Source organism: Embleya sp. NPDC059237, assembly GCF_042754105.1.
Taxonomy (GTDB): Bacteria; Actinomycetota; Actinomycetes; order Streptomycetales; family Streptomycetaceae; genus Embleya.
This window is the reverse complement of the sequence record NZ_JBHZAE010000002.1, coordinates 85,170-107,859: the sequence shown is the minus strand read 5'-3', so window position 1 is coordinate 107,859 and position 22,690 is coordinate 85,170. Positions and strand designations below refer to the sequence as shown.

Here is a 22,690-nt window from a genome sequence, read left to right as displayed (position 1 = left end):
TGGCGGTGTGTGCTCGTCTCGGGACATAAAGCGAAGGTCATCGCCCATCCGCCCGCCATGCCTGCGCGGGTGATCCGAGTCCTCCAGCGGGCGTTGCGGAAGCCTGGGGCCGGTGAAGGCAGGCCACGCGCCGGCACCGGACCGCCGCCCGATGTTCCCACCAGGGTTCCTCCGACAAGGATCAGGAGCACAGATGAGCACGCAGAGCATCGCGTCGAGCGTCGAGCCGCCCCAGGCGGATGTCGTCGACGAAGCCGACGACCCATTCCGGCTCGACATCACCATCATCGAGAACACTCCGGCGACCGAGACGGTGCTGATGTGCACCACCGGTGACAACTGCGGGAGTTCCTGCCCGAGCGCCTGCACCACCTCGTAGCCCTGAGCCGATCCGGGTGTGTGGGCCCGGACGGAGCCGTCCGTCCAGGCCCACGCCCCTCCAAGAACGGAGTGCGGGTGATGACGCGCATACGGCACAACCTGTACGTGGGCCTCGGCGAAGGAATGCTACGCGCCGCCGTCAACCTCGCAGGACCGGACATGCCGCCCTGGCCGGGGCCGGCAGGTCGGCTCGGAGACTGGCGCGCGTGGCTGGCCGCGGTGTGGGCGGACGACACATTCCGGCAGGCCGTGTCCGAGGCCAGTCCCGATCTGGCGCGCCAGGTCAGGGCGATTCTCGACGGGCGACCCGCGAAGGTGCGCCGGGTGCGCCGGGCGGCTCTGGCCACCGCTCGGTACGCGATCAGGTACACGCACCGCTCCACCCCGTTCGGCCTGTTCGCCGGCGTGGCCCCGATCGAGTTCGGCGACGTGGCACAGGCACGCTTCGGCGACCGGCATCGGATCGTCACCCGGCCGGACCCCGTGGCGTTGGATGCCGCGATCAGCGCCTGGGAAGCCGACGACGCGCGGATGGCCGACATCGACGTGTGCGCCAACAACCTGGCACGTGTGCGAAACGGCCGCGTACTCATCCCGTCCGAAGGCGCCTTGGAGTTCTCACTTGCGATGACACCCGCGGTCGCGATGGTCCTGGACGCGGCTCGGTCGCCGATCCGGTACTCGGCACTGGTAGACAAGCTCACCGCCGAATTCCCGAGCACCAAGGAGCGCGATCGCACCGGGCTGCTCGGACAACTCCTGCGGGTGCGGCTGTTGCGGTCGTTGCTGCGCGCACCTGCCACCGTCGTCGACCCCACCGACACCCTGCCACCCGACCTGCGCCGGAGCGCCCGCAACCGCACGGCGGCGCCGGACCTGCGATTGGACGCCACAGTCCGGCTGCCGACGGCGGTGGAGACGGAAGCGGAAACCGCCGCGACCGTCCTGACCAGGCTCGCCGCCCACCCGACGGGCACCGAGGCGTGGCGCCGCTATGTCGAACGGTTCGCCGACCGCTTCGGCGAGAACGTCGAGGCTCCGCTGGAGCTGGTGACGGATCCCGACCGGGGTCTGGGCTTCCCCGAGGGGTTCGACCACGTTTCGGAGCCGCCTCGACCGATGACTCGGCGCGATCGGCTGCTTCTGGAACTGGCCTGCACCGCAGCCGTCGAGGGCAACAGGTCGGTCGTGCTCTGCGGCGCGATGATCGAGAGGCTGGAGGCGGCGGCGGGCCGGCGAACGCACACCCCTCCTCATCTCGAACTGTGCGTCCAGGTCCAGGCCGCCTCCACGCGGGCCCTGGATCGTGGGGACTTCCGTCTTCGCGTGGCCGCCGTCTCCCGCGCGGCCGGGTCGATGACGGGCCGCTTCTGGCACCTGATCCCGCCCACCGGCTCGACGTATGCCGACCTGCCCACGGTCGAACCCGGCGCGGAGCCGGCCCAGTTGTCGTTTCACGCCGCCCGCGTTCCGGCCGACCTGCTCACCCGCGCTCCTCAGGTCCTGCCTCGTCTGGTCAGCGTCGGGGAATTCCGCCCCCGGGAAAGGGGCGTGCTCTTACCGTCCGATCTGGTCGTCGGATTCCGTGACGGCCGACTCCACCTGGCCGAGGTCGCCACCGGTAAGCGTCTGGAACTGCTCGCGCCGACCGCGATCAACTTCCTGTGGAACAACTACACCCCACCGCTGGTTCGATTCCTGGCCGAGATCGGCCGCGCCGGAACTCCGCAGGTGACGTGGTTCGATTGGGGCGCCGCCTGGATCCTCCCGTTCACCCCCGCACTGCACTACCGGCGTTCCATCCTCGCGCCTGCACGATGGAAATTGCCCGCCCGGAACCTGCCCGCCCTTACCGCGACACACGACGAGTGGGCGGAGAAACTGCACGGCTGGATGCACCGGTTCCGCGTGCCGGAGCGCGTGCTCCTGGTCCAAGACGACCAGCAGTTGCCGCTCGACCTGCGCCACGACATGCATCTGGACGTGCTACGCACCCACCTCGCCGCGGCCCCGACCGGCGTTGCCGTCCTGCACGACGCACCGCCACCGGATGCCGACAGTTGGCTCGGTGGACGCGCCCACAGCATCGTCGTTCCGCTCCGGGCACGGCCATGAAGGCGACGACCGCGCCCAGGACGCAGGACCTCTCCGAAGGCCCGCTGGGGATGGCGCTGCTGCACCTGGAACGCGCTGACCTTGCCTCCGCGCGACGCAGCCTGGCGCAGGCTGTCGCAGGTGGGGTCAGCGCCGGGCGTAACGCGTCGTTGTTCCACGGCGCCCCGGCGCTGGAGTTCGTCCTCGGCTGCGCCGGGCGTGCCGACCGCCACGTGCAACGCGCTGTCGACCGCGTTGTCACCACCCGGCTGGCCGCAGCCCGTCGGAGGAACGCCGGCGGGGCGTTGCCGCATCTCGCGGAGTTCGATCTCATCCGGGGCCTGAGCGGGCTCGGCGTGCTGTTGCTGACCCGCGACGGAGCCCCGTCGCTGCTGCGGGAGGTGCTGGCTTACCTGGTCTCCCTGTCGCAGCCGGTCCCCGTCGACGGCCGGGAGCTGCCCGGCTGGTGGTCCAACACTGGTCCCGGGGGCGAGGAGATGCGCGGCGGCCATGGCAACAACGGTGTCGCGCACGGCATCGCCGGCCCCTTGGCCGTACTGTCCCTCGCCGCCCGGCACGGCGTCCAAGTGACCGGGCAGCGGGACGCCATCGAGGTGTTCGCCCGTTCGCTGGACAAGTACGGCCACTGCTACTGGATCACCCGCGACCAACTGTCCCTTGACGAGCCGCCCGCGCCGGACGCCGCTCGACCGTCGTGGTGCTACGGAGAACCCGGCATCGCCCGCACTCGGCAACTGGCCGCGATCGCCCTCGGCGACCAGGCCGGCCGACGTGCCGCGGAGGACACCTTCGTCAGCACATTGACTGAGCCGCAACGCCTGGAACGGATCACCGATGCCTCGCTGTGTCACGGCTGGGCCGGCCTGCTGACCCTCGCCCGTGCCATCGCCGAAGACAGCGCTGATCCGGCCCCGTTCACGCCGCTGATCGAAGACCTGTACAAGCGCTTGGCCGCCGAAGCGAACGCGCTGTCCAGGCCCGGCTTCATGGAGGGCCGAGCCGGCGCGAGCCTGGCACTCGACGGCACGAACACCACCGGCTGGACCCGCGCCCTGCTGATCTCGTGACCCGCCTTCATCCGCCCCGAGCCCTACCACCCAGGAGCGCCCACGACCATGGACATCGACGACGAGCACCTTCCGATCACCACCGAGAACGGCTGGTGGCACGCCACCGTGTCCTTTCCGGGAAACGCCGGAGCGAGCCCAGAGGCCGCCCGGGCACTGTCATGCGTACTACACGACCAGCGGTTCCACTTCCTACGCAAGGACGGGGGAGTGAGGCTACGTACTGAGCAGTCCGCAGCCCGCCTGCTGGACGAGCTCGTCACCGACCGGCTGGTCGACGGCTGGGTCGGCGGCGTTTACGAGCCGGAGATCGAAGCGTTCGGCGGCCCCCATGGCATGGACGTCGCGCACGACGTGTTCTGCGCGGACAGCCGTGCCGCCTTGGCCGAGATCGGTACCTCGGGCGCCAGGGAACGCTGCGTCCTGTTGCTGTCCGGCTTGAACCGGGCGGCCGGCCTGGACCCCTTCGAGGTCGGCGATGTCTGGGCGAAGCTCGGCTTCCTGCGGCCGACTGTGATCGCGCCCACCGGCCTCTCACGCGAGCGGGCGATCACGGCCATGCGGCGTCTGATGAACGCCGACCCCGCCCGGCGACCGGACGCGGAGCCCGGCTGGGCCGAGCGCGTCGCCGCGTTCGAGGACGCGGGCCTTCGGCTCGCACGACTGGCCGCCGCTGGGCGACTGACGCGGGGGCTGCGTGCGGTACTCGCGCATCACGCGGTCTTCGCCCTCAACCGCGCCGGTGTGCCCGTCGACGAGCAGGCGGCGACGGCATGGCTGGGCCGGCAAGTCGCTTTCACCGGTGCGGATGAGGCGGACGTGTCCACCGGCCGGTACACCTCTCCGGCCCCTACCCTCACTCGGATGGAGAGCACCCTGAGCCCCGCGACCGACCCCGCCGAGTTGCGCGAAGCGCTCGTGAATCGCCTCGTCGACAGCGGCCACCTGCACACCTGCGCCGTCGTCACCGCCTTCCGGGACACCGAGCGGCACCGGTTCCTTCCCGGTGTCGACCTTCAGACCGCATACGTGGATGACGCGGTGCCGATCAAGCACGACGACAGCGGCGAGATGATCTCCTGCATCTCCGCACCCTCGATCGTCGCCACCCAGATCGAGCAACTCGGCGCCGAGCCCGGCCACAAGGTCCTGGAAGCCGGAGCCGCGACCGGCTACAACGCCCATCTGCTCGGACAACTCGTGGGCCCCGACGGCCACGTGTGGACCGTGGACGTCGACCAGGACCTCGTCGACCGCGCCCGGAAGAACCTCGCGCAGGCCGGAGCCTCGAACGTGAGCGTCGTCCTGGCCGACGGCGCAGCCGGCCTGCCCGAACACGCGCCCTTCGATCGCATCCACTTCACCGTCGGCGCCGGCGACGTGCCCATGCGGATCCTCGACCAACTCGCCCCCGGCGGACGCCTGGTCCTCCCGATGCGCATCCGCGGCAGCATCTCCCGCAGCTTCGCCTTCGAACGCGACGGCCGGACCTGGAAAACCGTCTCGTGCGAGATGGCCACCTTCGTGCCGCTGCGCAAGGGCGTCTGCGACGACGTCTACACCCTCGTACCCATGGCCGGTGAAGGGAATGTGCGCCTGGAGACCTTCAGTGAACAGGACGTGGACCGCGACGCGATGCGCACCGTCCTCGACGCCCCCTCCGCCAAGGTCTACTCCGGCGTGAAGTTCCGCCAGGGCGACCCGTGGGAGTGGCTGTACCTGTACCTGGCGTCGGTACTGCCCAACGGCCTGTCCCGCATGCCCGGATCCCGCCCCGGCTTCACCCCGCACTTCGGATGGGGCTCCATGGCCGCGCTCGACGAGGACACCCTGGCGTACCTGACCGTGCGCGAAGGCGAGGACGAGCAAGGCAGGTTCTGGGAGATCGGCGCCATTGGCCACGGCCCACGCGCCGCCACGCTCGCCGAGCAGGTCTCCCGTGAGATCGGCGAGTGGGACCGCGGCTGGGGCAACACCGCGCCCGAACCCGGCTTCCGCATGGCCGTCGGCGACGCCCGCGACCAACTCATCGCCGCCGAACCGCGCTTCGTCATCGACAAGCCCAACAGCCGCCTCGTCGTCGACTGGCCACGCAGGAGCTGAGCCGATGATTCCCCCCATTGCAGCCCGCATCCCCCTCGTGCGCCGGCCCAAGGCACCCGGGCTACCCCTGGGCGAGCGGATCAACGAACTCACCGCGCTGGCCATCCCGCCTGCCGATGCAGGCCATCGCGTCCTGGTGGCCCGCGCGAGTGGGGTCCTCAACTACGCCGCGCTGGTCGCGTCCGACGTCGGGATGCCCGACCTGGCCGCGCAACTGTGCTGGAGGCAGCACCGCGTCTTCGCCGAAGCCGGACGCCTCACCGGGGACATCGCCGTGATGGCGCTCATGCCGGTGGTGAACATCGCCCGACTATTGATCCGCGAAGGTGACGGGGAAGGCGCCTACGAGGTCCTCGGGCGGTTGTACCGCGCCGCCCAACGGCGCGGTACAACCGAAATCCGAGACCAGGCGGTCGACCTGTCACTGCTGACCGGCACGGACGCGGACCACCGGAAAGTCTGCGAGGAACTGTGGGTGACGGTGCTGATCGACGGTGCCAGGGCTCTGGCGCGGATAGGCCGATGGACCGAGGCCGCCGAAACCATGGCCGCATACCGCGGCCTCGGCAACCGGCTGCTCGACGGCCGCCAGATCATGATCATGTCGATGATGGAACGCGGCCTCGACCGTCAGGCCCGCGCCATGATCGAAGCGACCGTCCCCGCCGAACCGTGGGAGAACGCCGTCGCGGCCCTCCTGCGAGCCTGCTGCCCGCCCCGGCAACCCGAGCCTGACCTTGCCCTGATGGAGGTACTCCCGGTTATCGCCCCACCCGACCCGGCAACCGCCGCCTTCCAAGCCCGAGTCGGGCTCACCGCGCTCGACCTGTGCCGCGAATCCATGAACTCCGACGCCGCCCTCGTGCGGGACGCTCTCGTCGATGTCGCCGTCCTCGACGCCTACGCCGCCCGCGACATCTTGACCCACGGCCCGCTGCGTTCCCGCCTGAGCGGCGGGCAGACGCGGGAACTTCAAGCCGTACTGACCGCATCGGGGCTCGGTGCCGGAAGTCTCGCCGCAGTCCACGCACATGCCCTTGCCGGGGCCGTGGACGCGGCCGAGAGTGCACTCCGCAGGCAGCTTTTGACGTGCCCATCGGACGATCGTGTCGTCGCGGACAACAATGCCGGGCCTCCTCCTCGACCCCATGATGTCTGTCGGTAGGGATCTCTACACTCTGCGTGATGAATTCGAGTCCGTGTCTTCCCCTCCCATACACAGCCCTTTCTGATCCGGCTCGTACCGACGGCGCGATCAGGAGACCGCAGGCTGAAGCCGGGTTTTGCCGACCATCGGGGGCGTCTCGATGAGTGGCGAGGAAGGCGCCACGACACCGAACCGGCGCGTCGGGTCCGGTACGGGTGGAGTTCTGAACGTCGTCGGCGCCCACCTCTATCTGGAGGATTCCCAGGGGCGGGTTCTGCTCGGATTGCGGCACCCCGATTCCGTATACGCGCCCTCGACCCACCACTTCCTGGCCGGGCACTGCGAGCAGGAGTCCGCCGTCGCCTGCCTCGTGCGCGAGGCCCGGGAGGAAGCCGGACTGCTGATCCACCCCGACGACATCGAGTTCGCACACGCCGTCCACCTCATGGAGCCGCCGGGCACCCGCCCCCGCTTGCAGATGATCTTCAGGGCCCGGCGGTGGACGGGCACACCCGAAGTCCTCGAACCCGACAAGTGCCTCGGCTGGGGATGGTGGCACCCCGACGACCTGCCGGACCCGACCGTTGCCTACACGCGCGCCGCGATCCAAGCCATTCGAGCCGGCCGCCTGTATACCGAGCTCGGCTGGACCTGACACCGAGCACGTGCCCCGTCCGCGCAGAGAGGTCTCCCGCCCGTGAGCGAGCATGCACCACCCGCCCCTGTGACCGTTCCTCCGTCGCCTGGATACCGAACTACCGGGGCGCCGACGACCCGCCCACCGAAGACCACCGCCCCGAATCAAGCAGCGACGACCGCCGGTCGCAGGGCTGGGCCGAAGTGCGCTCACCCGGACGCCGGCCCGTCGGGGGGTGAGAATTGAGCGCGCCGGACCGACACGTGGAGCCCGTGGACGTCCACTTGATCCTGCGCCGCGACGGCGCCGCTGGGCCGCAGGTGTTGCTGTCGCGGCGAGCGGGGGCGGTGTATGCGTCGGGCCTGTGGCATCTCCCGTCGGGCCACCTGGACGGCCCGCACGAGGACGTCGTCGACGCGCTCCTGCGGGAGACGACGGAGGAGACCGGCGTTCTCGTCGACCCGGCCGATGTCCGCGTCGCAGCCACGGTGCACCATCGCAGCCCGGAAGGGGGCGCCCGGGTCGGATTCTTCTTCGAGGTCCGGCGATGGCACGGCACGCCGCAGGTCATGGAACCGGCCGTGTGCGACGCGATGGGCTGGTGCCGCCTCGACGCGCTGCCGGCACCGATGGTGGCCTACTGCCGGGCCGGACTCGACACCTACCGGGCCGGCGTCCGGCTCGCCGTGCACTTCCAACTCCCCGGTGATCCGATCGCGTACGACGCCACGAAGGCCCGGCTGCGCATGGTCCCCGCCGTCGGTGACGTGGGCGCGGCACTGCCCGGGAGGGCCGCACGGATGCCGGCCGAACGTCCTGTTGAGAAGGGGAGCGGGGCATGACGGAAACCACGGGCCGACTGCGCGGTGGAGACGCCGACGCGGGGGAGTCGGATGCTGATACCCCGACGCGGGAGACGTTGACGTTCGACCACCCGGGCGGCGACAGCCTGGAGTTGGCCGAGCTGCTGACCGGCCGCAGCATGGCCCGCCGGTTGCCGTCGCTGATCCGCCGAACGTTCGCCCTGGCGTGGGAGGTCGACCGCACGGCGGTCGTGTGGCTGTTGGCCTGCCAGCTCGTGTCCGGAGTGTCCGCCGCATTGGGATTGTTCGCCACCACGGCCGCGTTCTCCGTGCTCATCGACACCGCCCACGACCCCGGTCGGCTCGGCACGGCGGTCCCGGCGGTAGCGGTACTGGCCGGCGCAGCAGGCCTGCGGGCGTTGCTGGGCATCGTGATCCAGGGCTTGTCCAACCGGCTCTCGCCCCGGATCTGCCGCGAGGCGGAGTACAGGATGCTGGAGGCGGCGACCAACGCCGAACAGGCCGCCTACGACCACCCCGGCTTCAACGACAGATACGACGCGGCCGAACGGGGCGTGGACGTCAGTCAGGACATGATCGGGCAGTCGCAGAACTACATCTCCTCCCTGGCCACCCTCGTTGCCGCAGGCGTGGTGCTGGCCACCCTGTATCCGCTTCTGCTACCGCTGCTCCTGCTGGCGGCCGTCCCTCAGGCCATGGCCGCGATCCGCGGCGAGCGCGTTACGTACCTGGCGGTTGTGGCCACCCACAAGGACCGCCGGGTGATGTCCATGCTGCGCTGGCACTTGATTGCCAAGGAACAGGCCGACCAGGTTCGCACCGACACCCTGGCCCCCTATCTCCTCGACAAGTACAAGGCGAGCGCCAAGCGGGTGGAGGCCACCAACGACCGAGCGGCCTGGGAGCGGGCGAAGATCGCCGTGGTGGGCGCCGTCGCCACCGGACTGGTGTCCGCGGTGGTGTGGGGCGCGGTGTTGCTCCTGCTCGGGACCGGACGCATCTCCGCGGCGTCCGCCGGTACGGCGATCTTCGCCCTGCGGTCGGCGGGCACCGGACTGCAGGGCCTGGTCGGCTACGGCCGCGACCTGCTCCGGACCGGCCTGTACCTCGACGACTGGGAACGGTTCGTCACCGAAGCGGCGGGACAACGCCTGGAGCGCGGCGACATCGTCCCGGACCGACCGCGGCACATCGCCCTTCGCGATGTCGTCTTCCGCTACCCCGAGGCCGAACGGGACACCCTGCGCGGCGTCGACTTCGACGTGCGCCAAGGAGAGATCGTGGCCGTGGTCGGCGAGAACGGCTCCGGCAAGTCGACCCTGATGAAGCTGCTGTCGGGGCTCAACCTGCCCACCACCGGCACCGTTACCTGGGACGGGGTCGGCGTCGCGGACCTGGAGGCGCAGGCGATGTGGAAACAGACCTCGGTGGTTCCGCAGGTCTTCGCCCGCTGGCCCATGACCGCGCGGGAGAACATTCATCTGGGCCAACCCCGCAAGGAGGGCGAGCGAGCCGTGCTCGCGGCGGCCCGCGCCAGCGGCGCCAACGACGTGATCCAGACCCTGCGTTCCGGAATGGGCACCCTCCTGGCTCGGGAGTGGTGGGGCGGCGTGGCCCTTTCCCCGGGACAGTGGCAACGTATCGCCGTCGCCCGAGCGATCCATCGCGATGCCGGTCTCTTGATCATGGACGAGCCGACCTCCGACCTGGACCCCCGCGCCGAGCACCGGATCTTCACCGGTCTCCGCGCTCTCACCGGCGACCGCGCGGTGGTGCTCGTCACCCACAACCTGGCCAACACCTCCGTCGCCGACCGCGTGGTCGTCATGGAAAAAGGCCGTGTCGTGCAGAGCGGCACCTTCCACGAACTGATTGGCCGACCCGGCCTGATGCAGGACCTGTGGCGTCTTCAGCAGGACCGGGACGCCTACCGGCCGGGAGGAGACTCGTGACCGACATGCATCGGAACACCCCTTGCCCGTACGTGCCGTCGACCAGAGATGAGCGCAAGCCCGTGTAAGGCGACGCCTGGACAAAATACGGCACGTATCACCTCCAAAGAGGGACCGAAGCCTTTGAAGTCAACTGTCTCACCTGCGGATTCCAGCCGACCGCTTCCGGTGCCGAGGCGTTGGGCGACGTCACCGTCCGCCGAGACCGTTCGGGTGAACTCCCCCGCCCGTTCGGCGAGGCGGTGGCGGGTCAGGGGTAGCCGGTCCCCGGAAGTCGCGGGGCGCCATGTTGCAAGCGAGCCTGGCGGTTCCCGGTTTCGAGCCCCCATCCTTCAGGAGTTGTCCCCATGCGTATGCGCCTCCGACCGCGTGCGGCTCTGGCTGTTACCGCCGGCGTCCTTGCTCTGTCCCTCGTCGACCTCGCCATCGCCACGGCGGCCCCGGGCGTGGTGGTCATGTACCGCCTCGGCCAGGAGAAGGCCGTCTACGATCCGCAGGCCGACCAGTGCCAACCGGGACTCGGAACCGGGACCACGATCTCCAACAAGACCAAGGGCACGATCCTGCTGTTCCCCGACGGCAGCTGCCAGACGAAGGTCTACGACCCGCTGGAGCCGAGCCAGACCCGAACTGCGCAAGTCGGCAGTTTCATGGCTTTGGACTGAGCCCCGTACCGCCTCGCCTGCTCACCGCTCCGGACCTCGCCGGACCCATGGGCAGGCGAATGGGCGGCGTCGAGAACCCGGAACGGGGAGCCGGCTCGGGGGCACTCGTTGTCGGCGGAGGTTCCGGCGGTGGACAGGGCACCATCCCCGAGCCGGGTCCCGCCCCCGCCTCCACCCTGTCCGGGGCCGAGGTACGGGTGCGGGTCTCGGTCGAACTGCTGGACATGAAGCAGCACGTACGCCCATGAGGGGTACGTCTACCGTCCGCGTTTGGATCCCGTTACGAAGCTGCCGGCGGCACGGTGTTGGAGGGCCCCACCAGCGTTGGGGCCCTCCGTCTTGCATGAGGGCTAGTCGTCGAATTCGCCGTTTCGCGCTCCTGCCAGAAACGCGGCCCATTCGCGGGCGTTGTACCTCTGGACGGCTCCGTTCGGGTCGGCCGGGTTTCGCAGTGCCATTCCCCCATCGGGGAGTGCCGCGATCTCGATCCGGTCGTTGGGGTCGGCTCCAGGCGCGGTCAGCCAGTGCGCCTCGGATAGATCCAAGGCGTAGAGGTTCGCCTTGTCGTCCGAGGTCATGCCTGGACGAACCTTCCGGTCTTGGCGGCGTCGACGAACTCGTGCCAGGCAGAGGCGGATACGCGTGTGACGGGCAGATCCGTGTTCTTGCTGTCTCGGATCGCCACGGCGGCAGACCCGGGGATGACGCCCGTTTCGACGCAGTCTCCTGCGTTGGCGGTAAAGGAACTCTTCTTCCAAGTTATGCCGTCGAGGTCGAGGGCATAGACGTCGTTCAGGTCCATGTCAGGTCCGGTTTCTCTTGGCCTTGATGAGGGCACGGGTGTCGTCCGCGCTGAGCGCGACCTTCCCCAGGTTCTTGAAGAGCCTGTTCACGCGCACCAAGTCACGGGGATCGTTCATAAATACGCTACCGCTGACGCCTTCGGAGAACGCCACGTCGGGGTCGCCGCCGTCGTAGGAGAAGACGTTGAAGGCTCCGGTATGGGTACCTCCCGCACCTGCTGTGTACGGGATGATGCGGAGGTCGACGTTCGGGAGTTTTGTGATTTCCAGAAGGTGATCGAGAAGTTCAAGATGTGCCTCGGGGCCGCCGACCTCGAAGGTGACGGCGGCCTGAGTGATAACCGCTTCGACGAAGAGCGGCTTCGGCTCGTAAAGGCGGCGTTGCCGCATCGAGCGAACCTCGACCAAGCTGTCGATCTGGTCCGGGCCAAGGGCGCTCCATCCGAGACTCGTCACCTCCCGCGAATACGCCTCGGTCTGGAGATGGGCGGGGATCAGGACGGGTTGGTAGTCGCGGCGCAGGCGGGCGTCGGCCTCGTATTCGAGGACCGTGGCGTAGTTGGCCGACACGACCTCGCCGAAGGCGTACCACCATGGCGGCGTCTCATCGCGGGCCTGTTCCAGGAGTTCGCGTAGGTCGACGAGGTCTTGGCCCTCGATTCCGTAGAGCTCCACGAAGCGGTCGAACATCTGGTCCGTGCAGGTGCGGTCTCCGGTCTCGATCCTCGTCACCTGCGCCGCGGTGACGCCGATCGCGTCGCCCACCGCCTTCGCAGGGGTTCTTCCGCGCCGGGCGCGAAGTCGCGATCCGAAGTCTCGTCGCGCTCGAAGGTTGCCCGGGCCGCTCGTGGCCATGTCGTCCTCCCCGTCGTCGTCGCGTAGATCCGCCGTGCCTGCTACCGCCCAGCATCCCGGAGCCGCTGCGAGCCTATACACCAAGGTCCGATGGGAATGTTCCAGGAAGTATTCCTGGAAGTGACTTGACGTCATACCAAGGAGAGATGGAGTCTGTTTCCAGTCACCGACTGCGTTGTCATGATCACAAGACGCAGCAGTGTGCGATGCCCGTGCGACCCGCAGGGAGACCCGCATGGAACTGCCCGCTCAACGACTGGAACTCCCGAGAACCGCGCTCTCCGCCAAGAGCGCCCGCCTGCACACCGATGCCGTGTGCGCTGCCGTCGGCGCGTTGTCCGACGACGATCCCCGCTCGGTGGTCGTCGAGTTGGTCACGAACGCGCTGGAACACACCGACGGATCCATCGACTTGTTCTGGTGGGTCGATGGAGAACGGCTGCTCTTCGCGGTGACGGATGACACTTTCGTGGTACTGGCCTGGAGGGCACCGCGCGCCGAGCCCGATGCCGATGCGGAGGACGGACGGGGGCTGGAGATGGCCCTCGTCTTGGCGGACGAGGTGGCCTACGGGCCGTGCCCGGGTGGCGGGAAATGGATCCGGGCGGCATTCGCCCTACCGGCGTCGTCCGCCCCCGAAACGCTCGCGGCGCGGCGTCGTGCTGCTCTTGGGCGCCCGATCTGGCACGACGCCCCGCCCGCAGCGTCGTACAGGTGCGACGCCGACGACGGGGCTACCCGACAAGCCGGGCCTCCGTCGATTGCGGTCTCGGGCCTACCCGTGATGCGCGGCGGGCCGCATAACCGTCGTGCGGTGGCTGTGGCGCAGCCGTGGCTGATGCGTGTACGGGAATTGTTCCGAACTCAAAGTCAGGCACACCGTCGAGGCGGTGCCGGACCGCGAGTCGCCACATCCAGATGTCGCGCTCGCTTTGTCCGGCGCTGTGTCTCGCCATCCTGGCCTCAACCTCCGACCGCCGGGCACGCAGATCGGCTTTGCCCCGAGCGAGGACCACAATCGGTTCTCCCGGCCCGGCGTCGACGGCGGAGACCTGTTTCCGCGTAGCTGAGCTACGAATTCGCCCCTTCTTCCCGGCACAGGTCGATGAACTCCTTGCGTCGGGTCGGGCCGCCTCGCTGCCTTCCGGGTCGGCCGGTCGGACGCGAGCCGCCCGCGCGGCTCGCGTCCGATCCCATTCAGCCTCTCCGCCCCGATCCCCCCTTCGACCCCCTGCAGGGAGCCCGGGCCCGGATTGCTCGCACGGGGATCAACGGCAATCCGACGGCGGCGCAGGCGAATCAACGGCGATTCGCCTGCGCTCGTACTTCCCCCACATACATCTTCGTCGCCTGCGAGGAATTGTGATCACGAACACCACGCACGAACACACCATGCGCGCCGGCCTGAGACGTTTCGGATACGCCCTCCTGGCCGGCGAGATCGGCCGGATCTGGACCGAACGCATCCGTGAGGAAGCCGTGGGTCTGTTCACCCCGGTTGCCCACGACGGCCGCGACGCGAAGTTGGTGAGGCCGGCTCGGAACGTCCGGTCGCTCTCGCGAGAGATCGACATCCTCGGGGACTCCGTCACCGTAAAGACGGCAGTTCGCCGGGTGTTGGCGGCGGATCACGTCGCCATCGTGACCTACGAGTTACTGCGGATACCCGCCCGAGACGGCGAACAGGCGCCCATCCAGGACGCCGTCGTCGAGGGTTTCGACGCCGACACGCACGTGTGCGCGTACGTCGCATTGGACTCGCTGTACGCACGTCACGGCGCCGTCATGGTGTACCCGCAGGCCCACGATCGGGCCCGGACGCATCGTGGGGATCCAGCCGGCATCGACCCGAGCGCGTTACCGGCGTCGGGCGCGCGGCACATCCAACTACACCCGGGCGATGTCCTGTTCGTCCACGGATGGCTGCCGCACGGCTGGACCAACAACGCCGGTGGCCGGGATCTGCTCGTGGTACGGATCCTCTACCGAGGAGTCGAATCGCGGCCCGTGCCGAAGCCCGACATGGAATCCCCGATTACGGAAGCCCCGCGCCGCCGTGGCGACGGGTTGGGCCCGCAGGCGCGAACGATCCGGGTGGTGGCGTCGTGAACGATTCTGTCTCGGATGCCGATGTCGACGCGGCCCGCCGGATGTACCACCGCGACGGATACGCGCAGTTGGGCAACGTGCTGGCCGAAGACCGCGTGGCGCGCCTGGAGGCGGAGGCCGTGCGCCTGTACGAACGGTGGGGTCCGACGCGCCGGGACGTACTTCGCCACCCTGTGGGCGCCGCCCGCAACGCTGACTCGCTCGACGGTGCCGCGCTGTCCGTGCTCTTTGACGAGTTGCTGCACGACCGCGAACTCAACTGCTGGGCAGCTCGGATCCTGGGTGGCGCGGTCGAGCCGGTTGGCCTTGCCTTGAGGTACATGCTCCCGCGCACACCGCCTTCGCCACCGGTGCCGTGCGGACCTTGTTCGGCCATGGGCTCGTCGAACGACAGCGTCCACCTGTGGATCCCGATTCAACGAGACGGCTCGTGGTGCCTGCGGGTCGTCTTGCGAAGCCACGTCCGTGTGATGTCCCCGGGTCCCGGTCTGTTCTGCCGCAGGCGCAACGGCCCTGGTCGGATGGGTGGTTGTGGTGGATCGGATCCGTGCGTCCTCGCCGTGCACCCGCGTCTGTGGGTCGGCATGGGCGCAAACGAGAGCAGATACCTGCGGGCCTCGGCCACCGTCACCTATCGTCGCCACCACGCCGGAGACCGTCCGTGCCACTGACCCCCGATCCCTCGAAAGGCGCCTCGCCCGCAATGCGTTCGGGCGGTATGGCGACGGCCGGGCACAGGCCGCTCGCGATGGAGATGGTGCTGCGCGAATCCGGGGGAGGACGGGTCGGTTCCGCGCCGACGGCCACGGTTCATCCCGAGCGCGTGCTGCGGATCGTCATCACCTCGCCGGACAATCCGACGGCAGTACGGGTCGTCACCGCGGGTCAGGCAATTGCCGCCATCCGAACGGCCTTCGGGCACCGCATTCCTCGCCGGCCCCACCTGCCCGGGGGCAGCCCGCACCGCGCGACGCCGACGGTCCTGCACGCCTTGCACCGTCGCGCGTGCGAACCGGCCGGCCCCGGGCTCCGTCGTGTTCCGCCGCCGACGGTGGGTTGGCGACCGTTCGCCCGGACCGGCGCCACGGTTGTCGCCACTTGGTCCACCTCGAACTGACGCTCACTCGACCCGCCGATCCCTTCGCGGAAGTGCACCGACCAGCGCAGCCGGCGCCCGGTTCGGCAATGCCACCGCGCCTTGATACGCGGCGCCGGAGCAGCCCCGGCAGGCGGCTTCGCGCCGGCGTACCTCGTTCGCCCTTCCTTCCCATTGCCCGTTCGAACCCGGACAGGACCATGACCACCCACCACAACCACTCCCGACAACGACGCGCCCACGACCAGGTGACCGCATTCGCTGACGCACGACTGGCCGCGATCGTGCCCACCCTGTTCGACGGCACGATCGAATGGGGTGACGCCCACTCGACGTCCACCCACCACATCCGCGACGCGCTGCTGCACCGGGTCGGACAGGAACCATTCGCGGTCACGGCGTCCCTGGCCTACGGCACCCCGCTGCCCGAACTGCTGCACGAGCAGGGCGCGAACGTCGCGGCGCGCATGACCGCCGCCCACGGGCGGGCGAGCCGTGAAACCGCTCGCGTCGTGGCCCACCGGGCGGTCCTGGCCGCGATAGGCTGCCCACCGGCGCCCGCCGTGCCGGCCCACCTGGGCCCGGTCCTGGTCGTCGAACGGACTCCGTCCGGCGCGACCCTGGCATCGAAGATGCTCGACACACCGCACGAGGTCGTCGATCACATCGACCGGCTGTGGGGCTCGCTGGCTCCGCTGCGGCTGCGGACCGCCGCGAATCGCATGGCCGCCGCTGCCTCGCTGGACCGAGTCGGTTCGATCGAGGCGCAGTTCGCCGAGCTGTGGATGGCGGACCCGCTGCCCGACCACATCGCCGAAGCAGGCCGCGGATGGGTCTCCGGCGCCGCGCTGTCGGGGTTGCGTGCACGTCTGGTCCATGTCGCCGTGCGCCTCATGCTCACGGTCCCCGGAACCTCCGAGCGAGTGCTCGCCCACGGCGGACTCGACTCCGCCGACATTGTCATCCGCCCCCCGGCGCCCGTGCCGTCCTGCCCGCGCCCACACCTGGCCACCCCACACGCCGACCTGGCGACGCTCGTCAGCCGCACGGCCCAACACCTGATCGGCGCCCGAACCGGCACCGTCGTCGCGGACACCGTCACCACCGATCTGTACACGTGGATCACCGCGGTCGAAGGCCCGTTGGCCGCACACGGGATCCGCCGTACCCAAGGGCTACGTGACGTACTGCGCCTGTGGGCGATGGACACGCTCACCACCGTCGCCGGCTACCTCGCGCTGCCTCCGGACGTACCGATCCTGACACCGGCGCAACGCGGCCTCGCCGAGCGCGCGATCGAGGTCCTCGACCTGGTCGAGAGCATCACGCACAGCCTCCTCGGCGCCCACACTCCACCCGCGACCGCCCTGGCCGACGCCCTGGACCGCGTCATCGTCGCCGCCCGCGCCTGAACTCGCCCCGCGCGCCGCCCGGTCTCGGAACAGCCCGGCCCGGAGCCGGCCGAACGCCAACCCCGCACAGGAGATACACGTGCACGACCACGCCATCACCGGCGGCCCGAACACGCCACGGACCACATCCCACGGCTCGTCACCACGACTTCGCCAGGCAGACGCGAGCACCGTGCGACGGAGACTGCGTGACGCGAACCGAGCCCGCGGATGGGCGGCACACCGCATGGATGTGGCCCTTCGCCAACTCCTCGACGGTGCGCACATCGTCCCGGGCACCGACCTCGGAGACCTATCCGGCCACACCGTCAGCGCCACCGTGGACAAGCGGCCTGTGACGGTCCGCATGGACTACGGGCGACCGGTCGCCGCACTCCTGTACGACGCCGAAGCCGCCGACGCGACCGTGACCTCGCTGCTGCACCACGGCCACGACCGCGTCGGCCGCCGCGTCCAACGCGATCTCGCCGACGCGCTCGCGTTCACTCGCGCCACCGGGCTCGACCGACCCGAAACCCTCGTCTCCCAAGGGCCGATCACCATCACCGAACACCCGGACGGGACCAGCCTGTCGGCGGCCGTCCTGGAACACCCGCACCGCACGAGCGCACTTCTGGAACACCTGTGGACCGCCCTTACCGCCACCCGCGACCCCGGCCTCGCCAGGACGGTGCCCGTGTCCGCGTCGAGCGGCCGGTCGGGCATCGAGGGCGAGTTCGGCTCGCTCTGGCACCGGATCACCCCCGCGTGGCCGGCCGACATCGGCACCGGGTGGATCCGCGCCAAGGATCGTCGCGCGTTCCGCGACCGGATCGACCACCTGTCCGTGGTCCTGGACGAACACCGCCCCGACGATCACCAGGACCGGCACGTCCTGGTCCACGGCAACCTGGACTGCGACCACCTCGTCCTGGCCACGGACGGCACCTGGACCACCAGCCCGCGACCACACCTCGCCACCCCCGAGGCTGACCTCGCCCTGCTGGTCAGCCGCCTGATCCAACTCCTGATCGGCAGCGCCGCACCCCCCGACACGGTCGTCGCAGTAACCGACTCCCTGCACTCCTGGCTCACCGCGGACACCGGCCCGCTTCCGCCCGACCACGACCGGTCCACCGCGCTACGCGAGGTCCTTCGGCTGTGGGCCATGGACACCCTGACCATCCTGGCCACTTGCCTCGCCCTGCCTCCGTGCGTCCCCGGGCCCACCGACACCCAACGCCACACGACGCGCCGTGCGACCCGAGTGCTGAGCATCGTCGCCACCATCGCCCGTGGCCTCGAACTCCGCCCCACACAACCCGAGTACGCCCTGACCTCGGCCCTGGCCCGCGTCCACGCCGCCTGCGCCGTTCCCCGACAGCACCGACCCGGCACCCGCAACGCATCCCACGGCTGACGGCCGCCCGACAAGGACGCGCTCCACAAGACCGTGGCGCCGCCCCGAACCGCTCGACAACTCCCACACGAAACGAACAACGCCCCTCCCGACCGCGACCGATCCACGTATCCACGCCTGAACGAAAGGCCCCGACATGACCACCACCACCATCGACTTCATCACTGCCAACTTCGAGAACAACGGAGGCGGCGACCGCCAGAAATGGCACCGGACCCACGAGTACTACGCCTCGCTGCGCCCCGCCGTGCTCTTCCGGCAGGAGATGTGGGACGCCCTCGACAACAACGGTGAACTCGCCGACGCGGCCGAAACCGTACTCGGCATGACCGGATGGGTCGGCAAGGGCAGCTCCACCGCCCTGTACATCGACCCCGCGGTGTTCGAATCCCCGCGCGGCTGGGATGACAGCGGATGGCAACTGGAGCCCACGGCACGCGCGTTGCGCCTGCGCGACACTCACGCGGAAACTCTGCCGATCGTCTGTGTGTCCCTCCACCTCCCCTACGCCTCCTGCACCGGCCGCGCGATCGAGGGGGAGTACCTGACCCGCTTCCTCGACAAGGCGCACATCACCGGGAGCGGCAACACGGTAAAACTGCCCGCGGTCCTCGGCGGCGACCGCAACAGCTACACCACACCCGTCCCCGGCGGCCCGCTCCTGCCACCCATCGAGACCTTCACCGACCGCGTCCACCAAACACACCGCTCCCGCCGCGGCCCCGACGGAGTGCGGATCCCGGACACCCACACCGACCAGGAGATCCGCACCGCAGGCGCCGAGGACGCCGCCCGCCACGTCGCACTCACCTACGGGCGCATGTCCGCACTCGCACCCACAGTCGTCGAAAAACCCGAACAGGGGCCCGCGACCGCCGTCGACGGCTTCTGGCTGTCACGGATGCTCCTGCCGGCCCTGGTCGACGTCAACGTGATCGACATGACCGGACTCTCCGACCACCACGCGGTCCGCGCCCGCTTCCACCGCCCCACGCTCGCGGACATCCTGCGCCGCGCCGCAGCACCACGCGCCGACCTCAGGCAGTCCTCGACCCGGATGCGGAGCGCGGCCCGATGAGCCGGCACGAGCCGACCCCGCCTGGCATCGATCGTGCCACCGATGCCCGCGAAATCGACTGGCCGGCCGGCGGAACCGACAACTACCCACCCGACCGACCATTCTCCACGTCGCGCCCTGGGCCACACTCCGAGCAGGCGTCCCTCTGCGACTTCCTGGCACGCCGGGCTGCGCGCACCACTCGCGAAGGACAAACGCCGCCGTTGACGGCCGCACGGACCGGCACCGAGGGCTGCGGCGCCGGGGCGGCGACCCTGGTCATTCGGGCCGTGACGCCGGGCAGTCGTGGAAGAGAACCGCCTTCGCACGGCGTTGCCTGCCGGGAGTGCGCACGTTCCTCGGGGGGTATTCGCGATCACCGCCATGAAGAGGAGACGTCCGCGATGCCCCCGTACCCCTTGCTGCTGGCCGCCCCGAAGCAGGCGGGCCCGGAGCTGTTCACGGTCGAGGACTCGGGAATGAGCGTCCTGAAGGCCAAGAGCGTGTGGTCGCCGGCACAGGGCGACACCTCCCGTAGCGGCCACTACACGGACGCCAAGGCCGTGACGAACAAGAAGTGGGGCAAGGTGGTGGTCGCGGCCCGCACCACGATCAAGCCGCACGTGGTCGTCATCGACCACGCGACCCGCAAGACGCTCTGGCACGAGAAGGACAAGGCTCTCCAGGACCTCTCGGGCGGGGTGCATTCGGCGACCGCCCTGCCGGACGGCAACGTGGTAGTCCACGCCCCCTGCTCCCAGGCCCCCACCAAGGACAACCTGGCCCTGGTCCGCGCCGCCGACCCGGGCAAGGTGATTCCCTACGACTTCAAGGACTCCCATGCGTCGGTGTGGATCGACGCCGGGGACGGCCACGGCGGAGGCCACCTGTGGGCGGTCGGACGCACCGGGCACGCGAAGGACAAGACGGGCAAATGTGTCCTGCGGGAGTACAGCTATCAGTCCGGCGATCACCCGTCCCTGACACAGGTGGCCCAGTACGACCTGGTCGCCAAACCCCTGGAACTCACCTACCTGAAGAAGACGGGCTGGTGGGAGAGCCCCCACGACATCGCCCGCCATGACCGGGACACCCTGTGGATCAGCACGGAATCTCGCGTCGTTGCCTTAACCTCGCCACCCGCACCGTCGGTGCCGCCCCGCTGGCCCGCTCGGTTTTCCAATCCGCGCACGAGCAGGGCGACCCGTTGACGTCCGCCACCAACCTCAAAAGCCCGAACATCCACGACGGCACGATCATGTACACCCAGATCATGGGCGACGAAACGGACGCCAAGACGGTCTCCGTGGTGAAGGACGGAAAGAAGCACACCCTCGATCTCGGACCGGTCTACAAGGCGCGCTGGGCCTGGCCCGCCAGTCACTAGCGGTTCGCCGGGGTGTCCGTGCCGCCGTCACCCGCGGTTGGCCCCGCTCGATGCCGGTCGCCGGTCGCCGACCCGGCCCTCCGCCCGACGCCGCACCCCCACCCGGAGCACCTCCGAAAGGGCTCACTTTGCGACAACGACCCACGAAGTCCGAGCTCGGATCGGGTACGGGGCGGGCTCGGCCGAGGTGGGCGCATGCGCATCTCGGCCACTGAACTACGCAGGCTTCTCGCTCCCGTCGTGTCGGGCGCGGGCCGCATTCCTCGGGCGACTCCCGCCAGAGGGCCGGCCCGGTTGACCGTGGGGATTTGCACCTACGACGACTTCGATGGCGCCTGGTTCACCATCGCCTCGCTGCTGCTGCATCACGGGGACGTCATGCCGGTGACCGAGATCCTGCTGATCGACAACAATCCCGAAGGAGCCGCAGCGGGCGTCCTGAAGTCCCTGGAGGCCGGTGTGCCCAACCTGCGCTACGTTCCGGTGACCACGGTGCGCTCCACGGCCGTCAAGCACATGGTGTTCCCGCTCGCCGCAGGCGAGATCGTCGTTGTTCTGGACAGCCACGTGCTGCTGGCTGCCGGTGCCCTGCGAGCGGTGCTCGACTACTTCGACCGGCGCCCGGGCTGCCGTGACCTGGTGCAGGGGCCGCTACTGCACGACGACGCGGTGACCGTGTGCGGTACACACTTCACGCCGGTGTGGTCCGACGGGATGCACGGGCAGTGGGCGGTGGACGACCGGGCGAAGGACCCGACGGCCGCGGAGTTCGATATCCCGATGCAGGGCACGGGAGTATTCGCCTGCCGCCGTGACGCCTGGCCCGGCCTGAACACCCGGTTCCGGGGTTTCGGATGCGAGGAGGGCTATCTGCACGAGAAGATCCGCCGCAACGGCGGGCGCACCGTGTGCCTGCCCGCACTGCGCTGGCTACATCGCTTCGAACGTCCCTCTGGTGTCCCCTACCGCCTCGCCTGGGAGGACCACCTGCGCAATTACCTCATCGCGTGGAGTGAACTCGGCTGGGATACGGATCCGGTCCTGCGCCACTTCGCCGAACACATGGCACCGGAGTCCGTCCGGTCCATCCATGACGCCGTGGGTGTCGAACTCACACACCCAGCGGCCCTTTTCGACGGCGCGCTCTACCCGATGGAGCTGGGGGAGGGCCGCCCGCCGCCCACCGCCGAACATCCGCCGCAGGGCACGAGCGCGCGCCCACCCGTGCCCTGCGGCGATGCCGTGGCCGCAGTTACCCACGACGACCCACAGGTCGCCGAGCTGCTGACTCACCGCCGGCTTTTGACCCATGCCCATCTCCACGGCTGGGACAGCGTTCTGGTGGCGGACAGTCTCGAAACATTGTCCGCCTGTACGCACGAGAGGTTGCGGTGCGGGCACGCGCCGCAACCCGACCTGGCCGTCCACCTCCCGGAGGCGAACGGCCGAGGCAACGGTGGAACCGCGGGAATGATGGTGGCCTACCGACGCGCCGCCTATCGGTCGGTCCTGGCCGAACTGCCCGCAGGCCCGCGGGCGGCGCGACGCTGGCTCGACCGGAACGAACCCGTGCCCGCGTGGCTCGCGTCCAAGGCGGCCGAGGACGCCGGCCCCTGAACACGACCTCACCTGCCTGGCTCCCATGCGAGAACACTTCCCCAACACTTCCCCTGTCCGCATC

The 22,690-nt window shown here is 69.5% G+C and carries 21 protein-coding genes; 18 read left to right on the top strand and 3 right to left on the bottom strand.

The window, feature by feature from the left end; genetic code table 11:
* Positions 1–193: 193 nt before the first annotated feature.
* The 10 genes from ACFXKZ_RS07585 to ACFXKZ_RS07540 all read left to right on the top strand — a co-directional run bounded on the left by ACFXKZ_RS07585 (position 194) and on the right by ACFXKZ_RS07540 (position 11,139).
* Positions 194–379 carry an FxLD family lanthipeptide gene (locus ACFXKZ_RS07585; protein WP_379997524.1) on the top strand — a complete coding sequence of 62 codons (186 nt, stop codon included), beginning with the start codon at positions 194–196 and terminating at the stop codon, positions 377–379.
* A gap of 80 nt (positions 380–459) precedes the next feature.
* Positions 460–2,496 carry a lantibiotic dehydratase family protein gene (locus ACFXKZ_RS07580; protein ID WP_379997522.1) on the top strand — a complete coding sequence of 679 codons (2,037 nt, stop codon included), beginning with the start codon at positions 460–462 and terminating at the stop codon, positions 2,494–2,496.
* A complete protein-coding gene (locus tag ACFXKZ_RS07575; RefSeq protein WP_379997520.1) occupies positions 2,493–3,563 on the top strand; it encodes a lanthionine synthetase C family protein in 1,071 nt (356 codons plus the stop codon). The genes ACFXKZ_RS07580 and ACFXKZ_RS07575 overlap by 4 nt, the downstream gene beginning before the upstream one ends.
* A gap of 48 nt (positions 3,564–3,611) precedes the next feature.
* Positions 3,612–5,666 (top strand): methyltransferase, FxLD system, encoded by a 2,055-nt coding sequence (fxlM, locus tag ACFXKZ_RS07570; protein WP_379997518.1) that lies wholly within the window; start codon positions 3,612–3,614, stop codon positions 5,664–5,666.
* 4 nt (positions 5,667–5,670) lie between these two features.
* Entirely contained in the window at positions 5,671–6,831 is a 1,161-nt protein-coding gene (locus tag ACFXKZ_RS07565) for a hypothetical protein (protein WP_379997516.1), read from the top strand.
* 142 nt (positions 6,832–6,973) lie between these two features.
* Entirely contained in the window at positions 6,974–7,468 is a 495-nt protein-coding gene (locus ACFXKZ_RS07560; protein ID WP_379997514.1) for an NUDIX domain-containing protein, read from the top strand.
* A 254-nt stretch (positions 7,469–7,722) separates the two neighbouring features.
* Positions 7,723–8,292, top strand: a complete 570-nt coding sequence (locus ACFXKZ_RS07555) for an NUDIX domain-containing protein (protein WP_379997512.1) — start codon at positions 7,723–7,725, stop codon at positions 8,290–8,292.
* The gene (locus tag ACFXKZ_RS07550; RefSeq protein WP_379997510.1) at positions 8,289–10,226 is read left to right on the top strand and encodes an ATP-binding cassette domain-containing protein; all 1,938 of its coding nucleotides are present in this window, start codon (positions 8,289–8,291) and stop codon (positions 10,224–10,226) included. Before ACFXKZ_RS07555 ends, ACFXKZ_RS07550 begins: the two co-directional genes overlap by 4 nt.
* 347 nt (positions 10,227–10,573) lie before the next feature.
* Positions 10,574–10,891, top strand: a complete 318-nt coding sequence (locus tag ACFXKZ_RS07545; protein WP_379997509.1) for a hypothetical protein — start codon at positions 10,574–10,576, stop codon at positions 10,889–10,891.
* Positions 10,892–10,938: 47 nt separating this feature from the next.
* Positions 10,939–11,139, top strand: a complete 201-nt coding sequence (locus ACFXKZ_RS07540; protein WP_379997507.1) for a hypothetical protein — start codon at positions 10,939–10,941, stop codon at positions 11,137–11,139.
* Between the two features lie 102 nt (positions 11,140–11,241).
* Here ACFXKZ_RS07540 and ACFXKZ_RS07535 read toward each other — a convergent pair whose 3' ends face one another.
* From ACFXKZ_RS07535 to ACFXKZ_RS07525, 3 genes are read right to left on the bottom strand one after another with little or no spacing between them, the layout of a single operon-like run.
* Entirely contained in the window at positions 11,242–11,469 is a 228-nt protein-coding gene (locus ACFXKZ_RS07535) for a DUF397 domain-containing protein (protein ID WP_379997506.1), read from the bottom strand.
* Positions 11,466–11,693: a DUF397 domain-containing protein gene (locus ACFXKZ_RS07530; RefSeq protein WP_379997504.1), complete on the bottom strand. Its 228-nt coding sequence runs from the start codon at positions 11,691–11,693 to the stop codon at positions 11,466–11,468. Before ACFXKZ_RS07530 ends, ACFXKZ_RS07535 begins: the two co-directional genes overlap by 4 nt.
* A 1-nt stretch (position 11,694) precedes the next feature.
* A complete protein-coding gene (locus ACFXKZ_RS07525) occupies positions 11,695–12,549 on the bottom strand; it encodes a helix-turn-helix domain-containing protein (protein ID WP_379997502.1) in 855 nt (284 codons plus the stop codon).
* A 235-nt stretch (positions 12,550–12,784) separates the two neighbouring features.
* On the opposite strand from ACFXKZ_RS07525, the gene ACFXKZ_RS07520 reads away from it, so the two are divergent.
* The 8 genes from ACFXKZ_RS07520 to ACFXKZ_RS07485 all read left to right on the top strand — a co-directional run bounded on the left by ACFXKZ_RS07520 (position 12,785) and on the right by ACFXKZ_RS07485 (position 22,626).
* The gene (locus tag ACFXKZ_RS07520; protein ID WP_379997500.1) at positions 12,785–13,615 is read left to right on the top strand and encodes an ATP-binding protein; all 831 of its coding nucleotides are present in this window, start codon (positions 12,785–12,787) and stop codon (positions 13,613–13,615) included.
* 296 nt (positions 13,616–13,911) lie between these two features.
* Complete coding sequence (locus ACFXKZ_RS07515; protein WP_379997499.1) at positions 13,912–14,658, top strand: phytanoyl-CoA dioxygenase family protein; 747 nt, start codon at positions 13,912–13,914, stop codon at positions 14,656–14,658.
* A gap of 1,296 nt (positions 14,659–15,954) precedes the next feature.
* Positions 15,955–17,166 carry a hypothetical protein gene (locus tag ACFXKZ_RS07510; RefSeq protein ID WP_379997498.1) on the top strand — a complete coding sequence of 404 codons (1,212 nt, stop codon included), beginning with the start codon at positions 15,955–15,957 and terminating at the stop codon, positions 17,164–17,166.
* A gap of 226 nt (positions 17,167–17,392) precedes the next feature.
* On the top strand, positions 17,393–18,565 hold the full coding sequence (locus tag ACFXKZ_RS07505) for a hypothetical protein (protein WP_379997496.1): 1,173 nt from the start codon (positions 17,393–17,395) through the stop codon (positions 18,563–18,565).
* A 136-nt stretch (positions 18,566–18,701) separates the two neighbouring features.
* Entirely contained in the window at positions 18,702–19,643 is a 942-nt protein-coding gene (locus ACFXKZ_RS07500; protein ID WP_379997495.1) for an endonuclease/exonuclease/phosphatase family protein, read from the top strand.
* Positions 19,644–20,026: 383 nt separating this feature from the next.
* Positions 20,027–20,833 (top strand): hypothetical protein, encoded by an 807-nt coding sequence (locus tag ACFXKZ_RS07495; RefSeq protein WP_379997493.1) that lies wholly within the window; start codon positions 20,027–20,029, stop codon positions 20,831–20,833.
* Positions 20,830–21,009 carry a hypothetical protein gene (locus ACFXKZ_RS07490; protein WP_379997491.1) on the top strand — a complete coding sequence of 60 codons (180 nt, stop codon included), beginning with the start codon at positions 20,830–20,832 and terminating at the stop codon, positions 21,007–21,009. The genes ACFXKZ_RS07495 and ACFXKZ_RS07490 overlap by 4 nt, the downstream gene beginning before the upstream one ends.
* 300 nt (positions 21,010–21,309) lie before the next feature.
* A complete protein-coding gene (locus tag ACFXKZ_RS07485) occupies positions 21,310–22,626 on the top strand; it encodes a glycosyltransferase (RefSeq protein WP_379998661.1) in 1,317 nt (438 codons plus the stop codon).
* Positions 22,627–22,690 lie beyond the last annotated feature (64 nt).

Coding starts and splice junctions, on each gene's coding strand:
- ACFXKZ_RS07585 (WP_379997524.1), top strand. CDS start 194: ATGAGCACGCAGAGCATCGCGTCGAGCGTCGAGCCGCCCCAGGCGGAT.
- ACFXKZ_RS07580 (WP_379997522.1), top strand. CDS start 460: ATGACGCGCATACGGCACAACCTGTACGTGGGCCTCGGCGAAGGAATG.
- ACFXKZ_RS07575 (WP_379997520.1), top strand. CDS start 2,493: ATGAAGGCGACGACCGCGCCCAGGACGCAGGACCTCTCCGAAGGCCCG.
- fxlM (WP_379997518.1), top strand. CDS start 3,612: ATGGACATCGACGACGAGCACCTTCCGATCACCACCGAGAACGGCTGG.
- ACFXKZ_RS07565 (WP_379997516.1), top strand. CDS start 5,671: ATGATTCCCCCCATTGCAGCCCGCATCCCCCTCGTGCGCCGGCCCAAG.
- ACFXKZ_RS07560 (WP_379997514.1), top strand. CDS start 6,974: ATGAGTGGCGAGGAAGGCGCCACGACACCGAACCGGCGCGTCGGGTCC.
- ACFXKZ_RS07550 (WP_379997510.1), top strand. CDS start 8,289: ATGACGGAAACCACGGGCCGACTGCGCGGTGGAGACGCCGACGCGGGG.
- ACFXKZ_RS07545 (WP_379997509.1), top strand. CDS start 10,574: ATGCGTATGCGCCTCCGACCGCGTGCGGCTCTGGCTGTTACCGCCGGC.
- ACFXKZ_RS07540 (WP_379997507.1), top strand. CDS start 10,939: ATGGGCAGGCGAATGGGCGGCGTCGAGAACCCGGAACGGGGAGCCGGC.
- ACFXKZ_RS07535 (WP_379997506.1), bottom strand. CDS start 11,469: ATGACCTCGGACGACAAGGCGAACCTCTACGCCTTGGATCTATCCGAG.
- ACFXKZ_RS07530 (WP_379997504.1), bottom strand. CDS start 11,693: ATGGACCTGAACGACGTCTATGCCCTCGACCTCGACGGCATAACTTGG.
- ACFXKZ_RS07525 (WP_379997502.1), bottom strand. CDS start 12,549: ATGGCCACGAGCGGCCCGGGCAACCTTCGAGCGCGACGAGACTTCGGA.
- ACFXKZ_RS07520 (WP_379997500.1), top strand. CDS start 12,785: ATGGAACTGCCCGCTCAACGACTGGAACTCCCGAGAACCGCGCTCTCC.
- ACFXKZ_RS07510 (WP_379997498.1), top strand. CDS start 15,955: ATGACCACCCACCACAACCACTCCCGACAACGACGCGCCCACGACCAG.
- ACFXKZ_RS07505 (WP_379997496.1), top strand. CDS start 17,393: ATGGATGTGGCCCTTCGCCAACTCCTCGACGGTGCGCACATCGTCCCG.
- ACFXKZ_RS07500 (WP_379997495.1), top strand. CDS start 18,702: ATGACCACCACCACCATCGACTTCATCACTGCCAACTTCGAGAACAAC.
- ACFXKZ_RS07495 (WP_379997493.1), top strand. CDS start 20,027: ATGCCCCCGTACCCCTTGCTGCTGGCCGCCCCGAAGCAGGCGGGCCCG.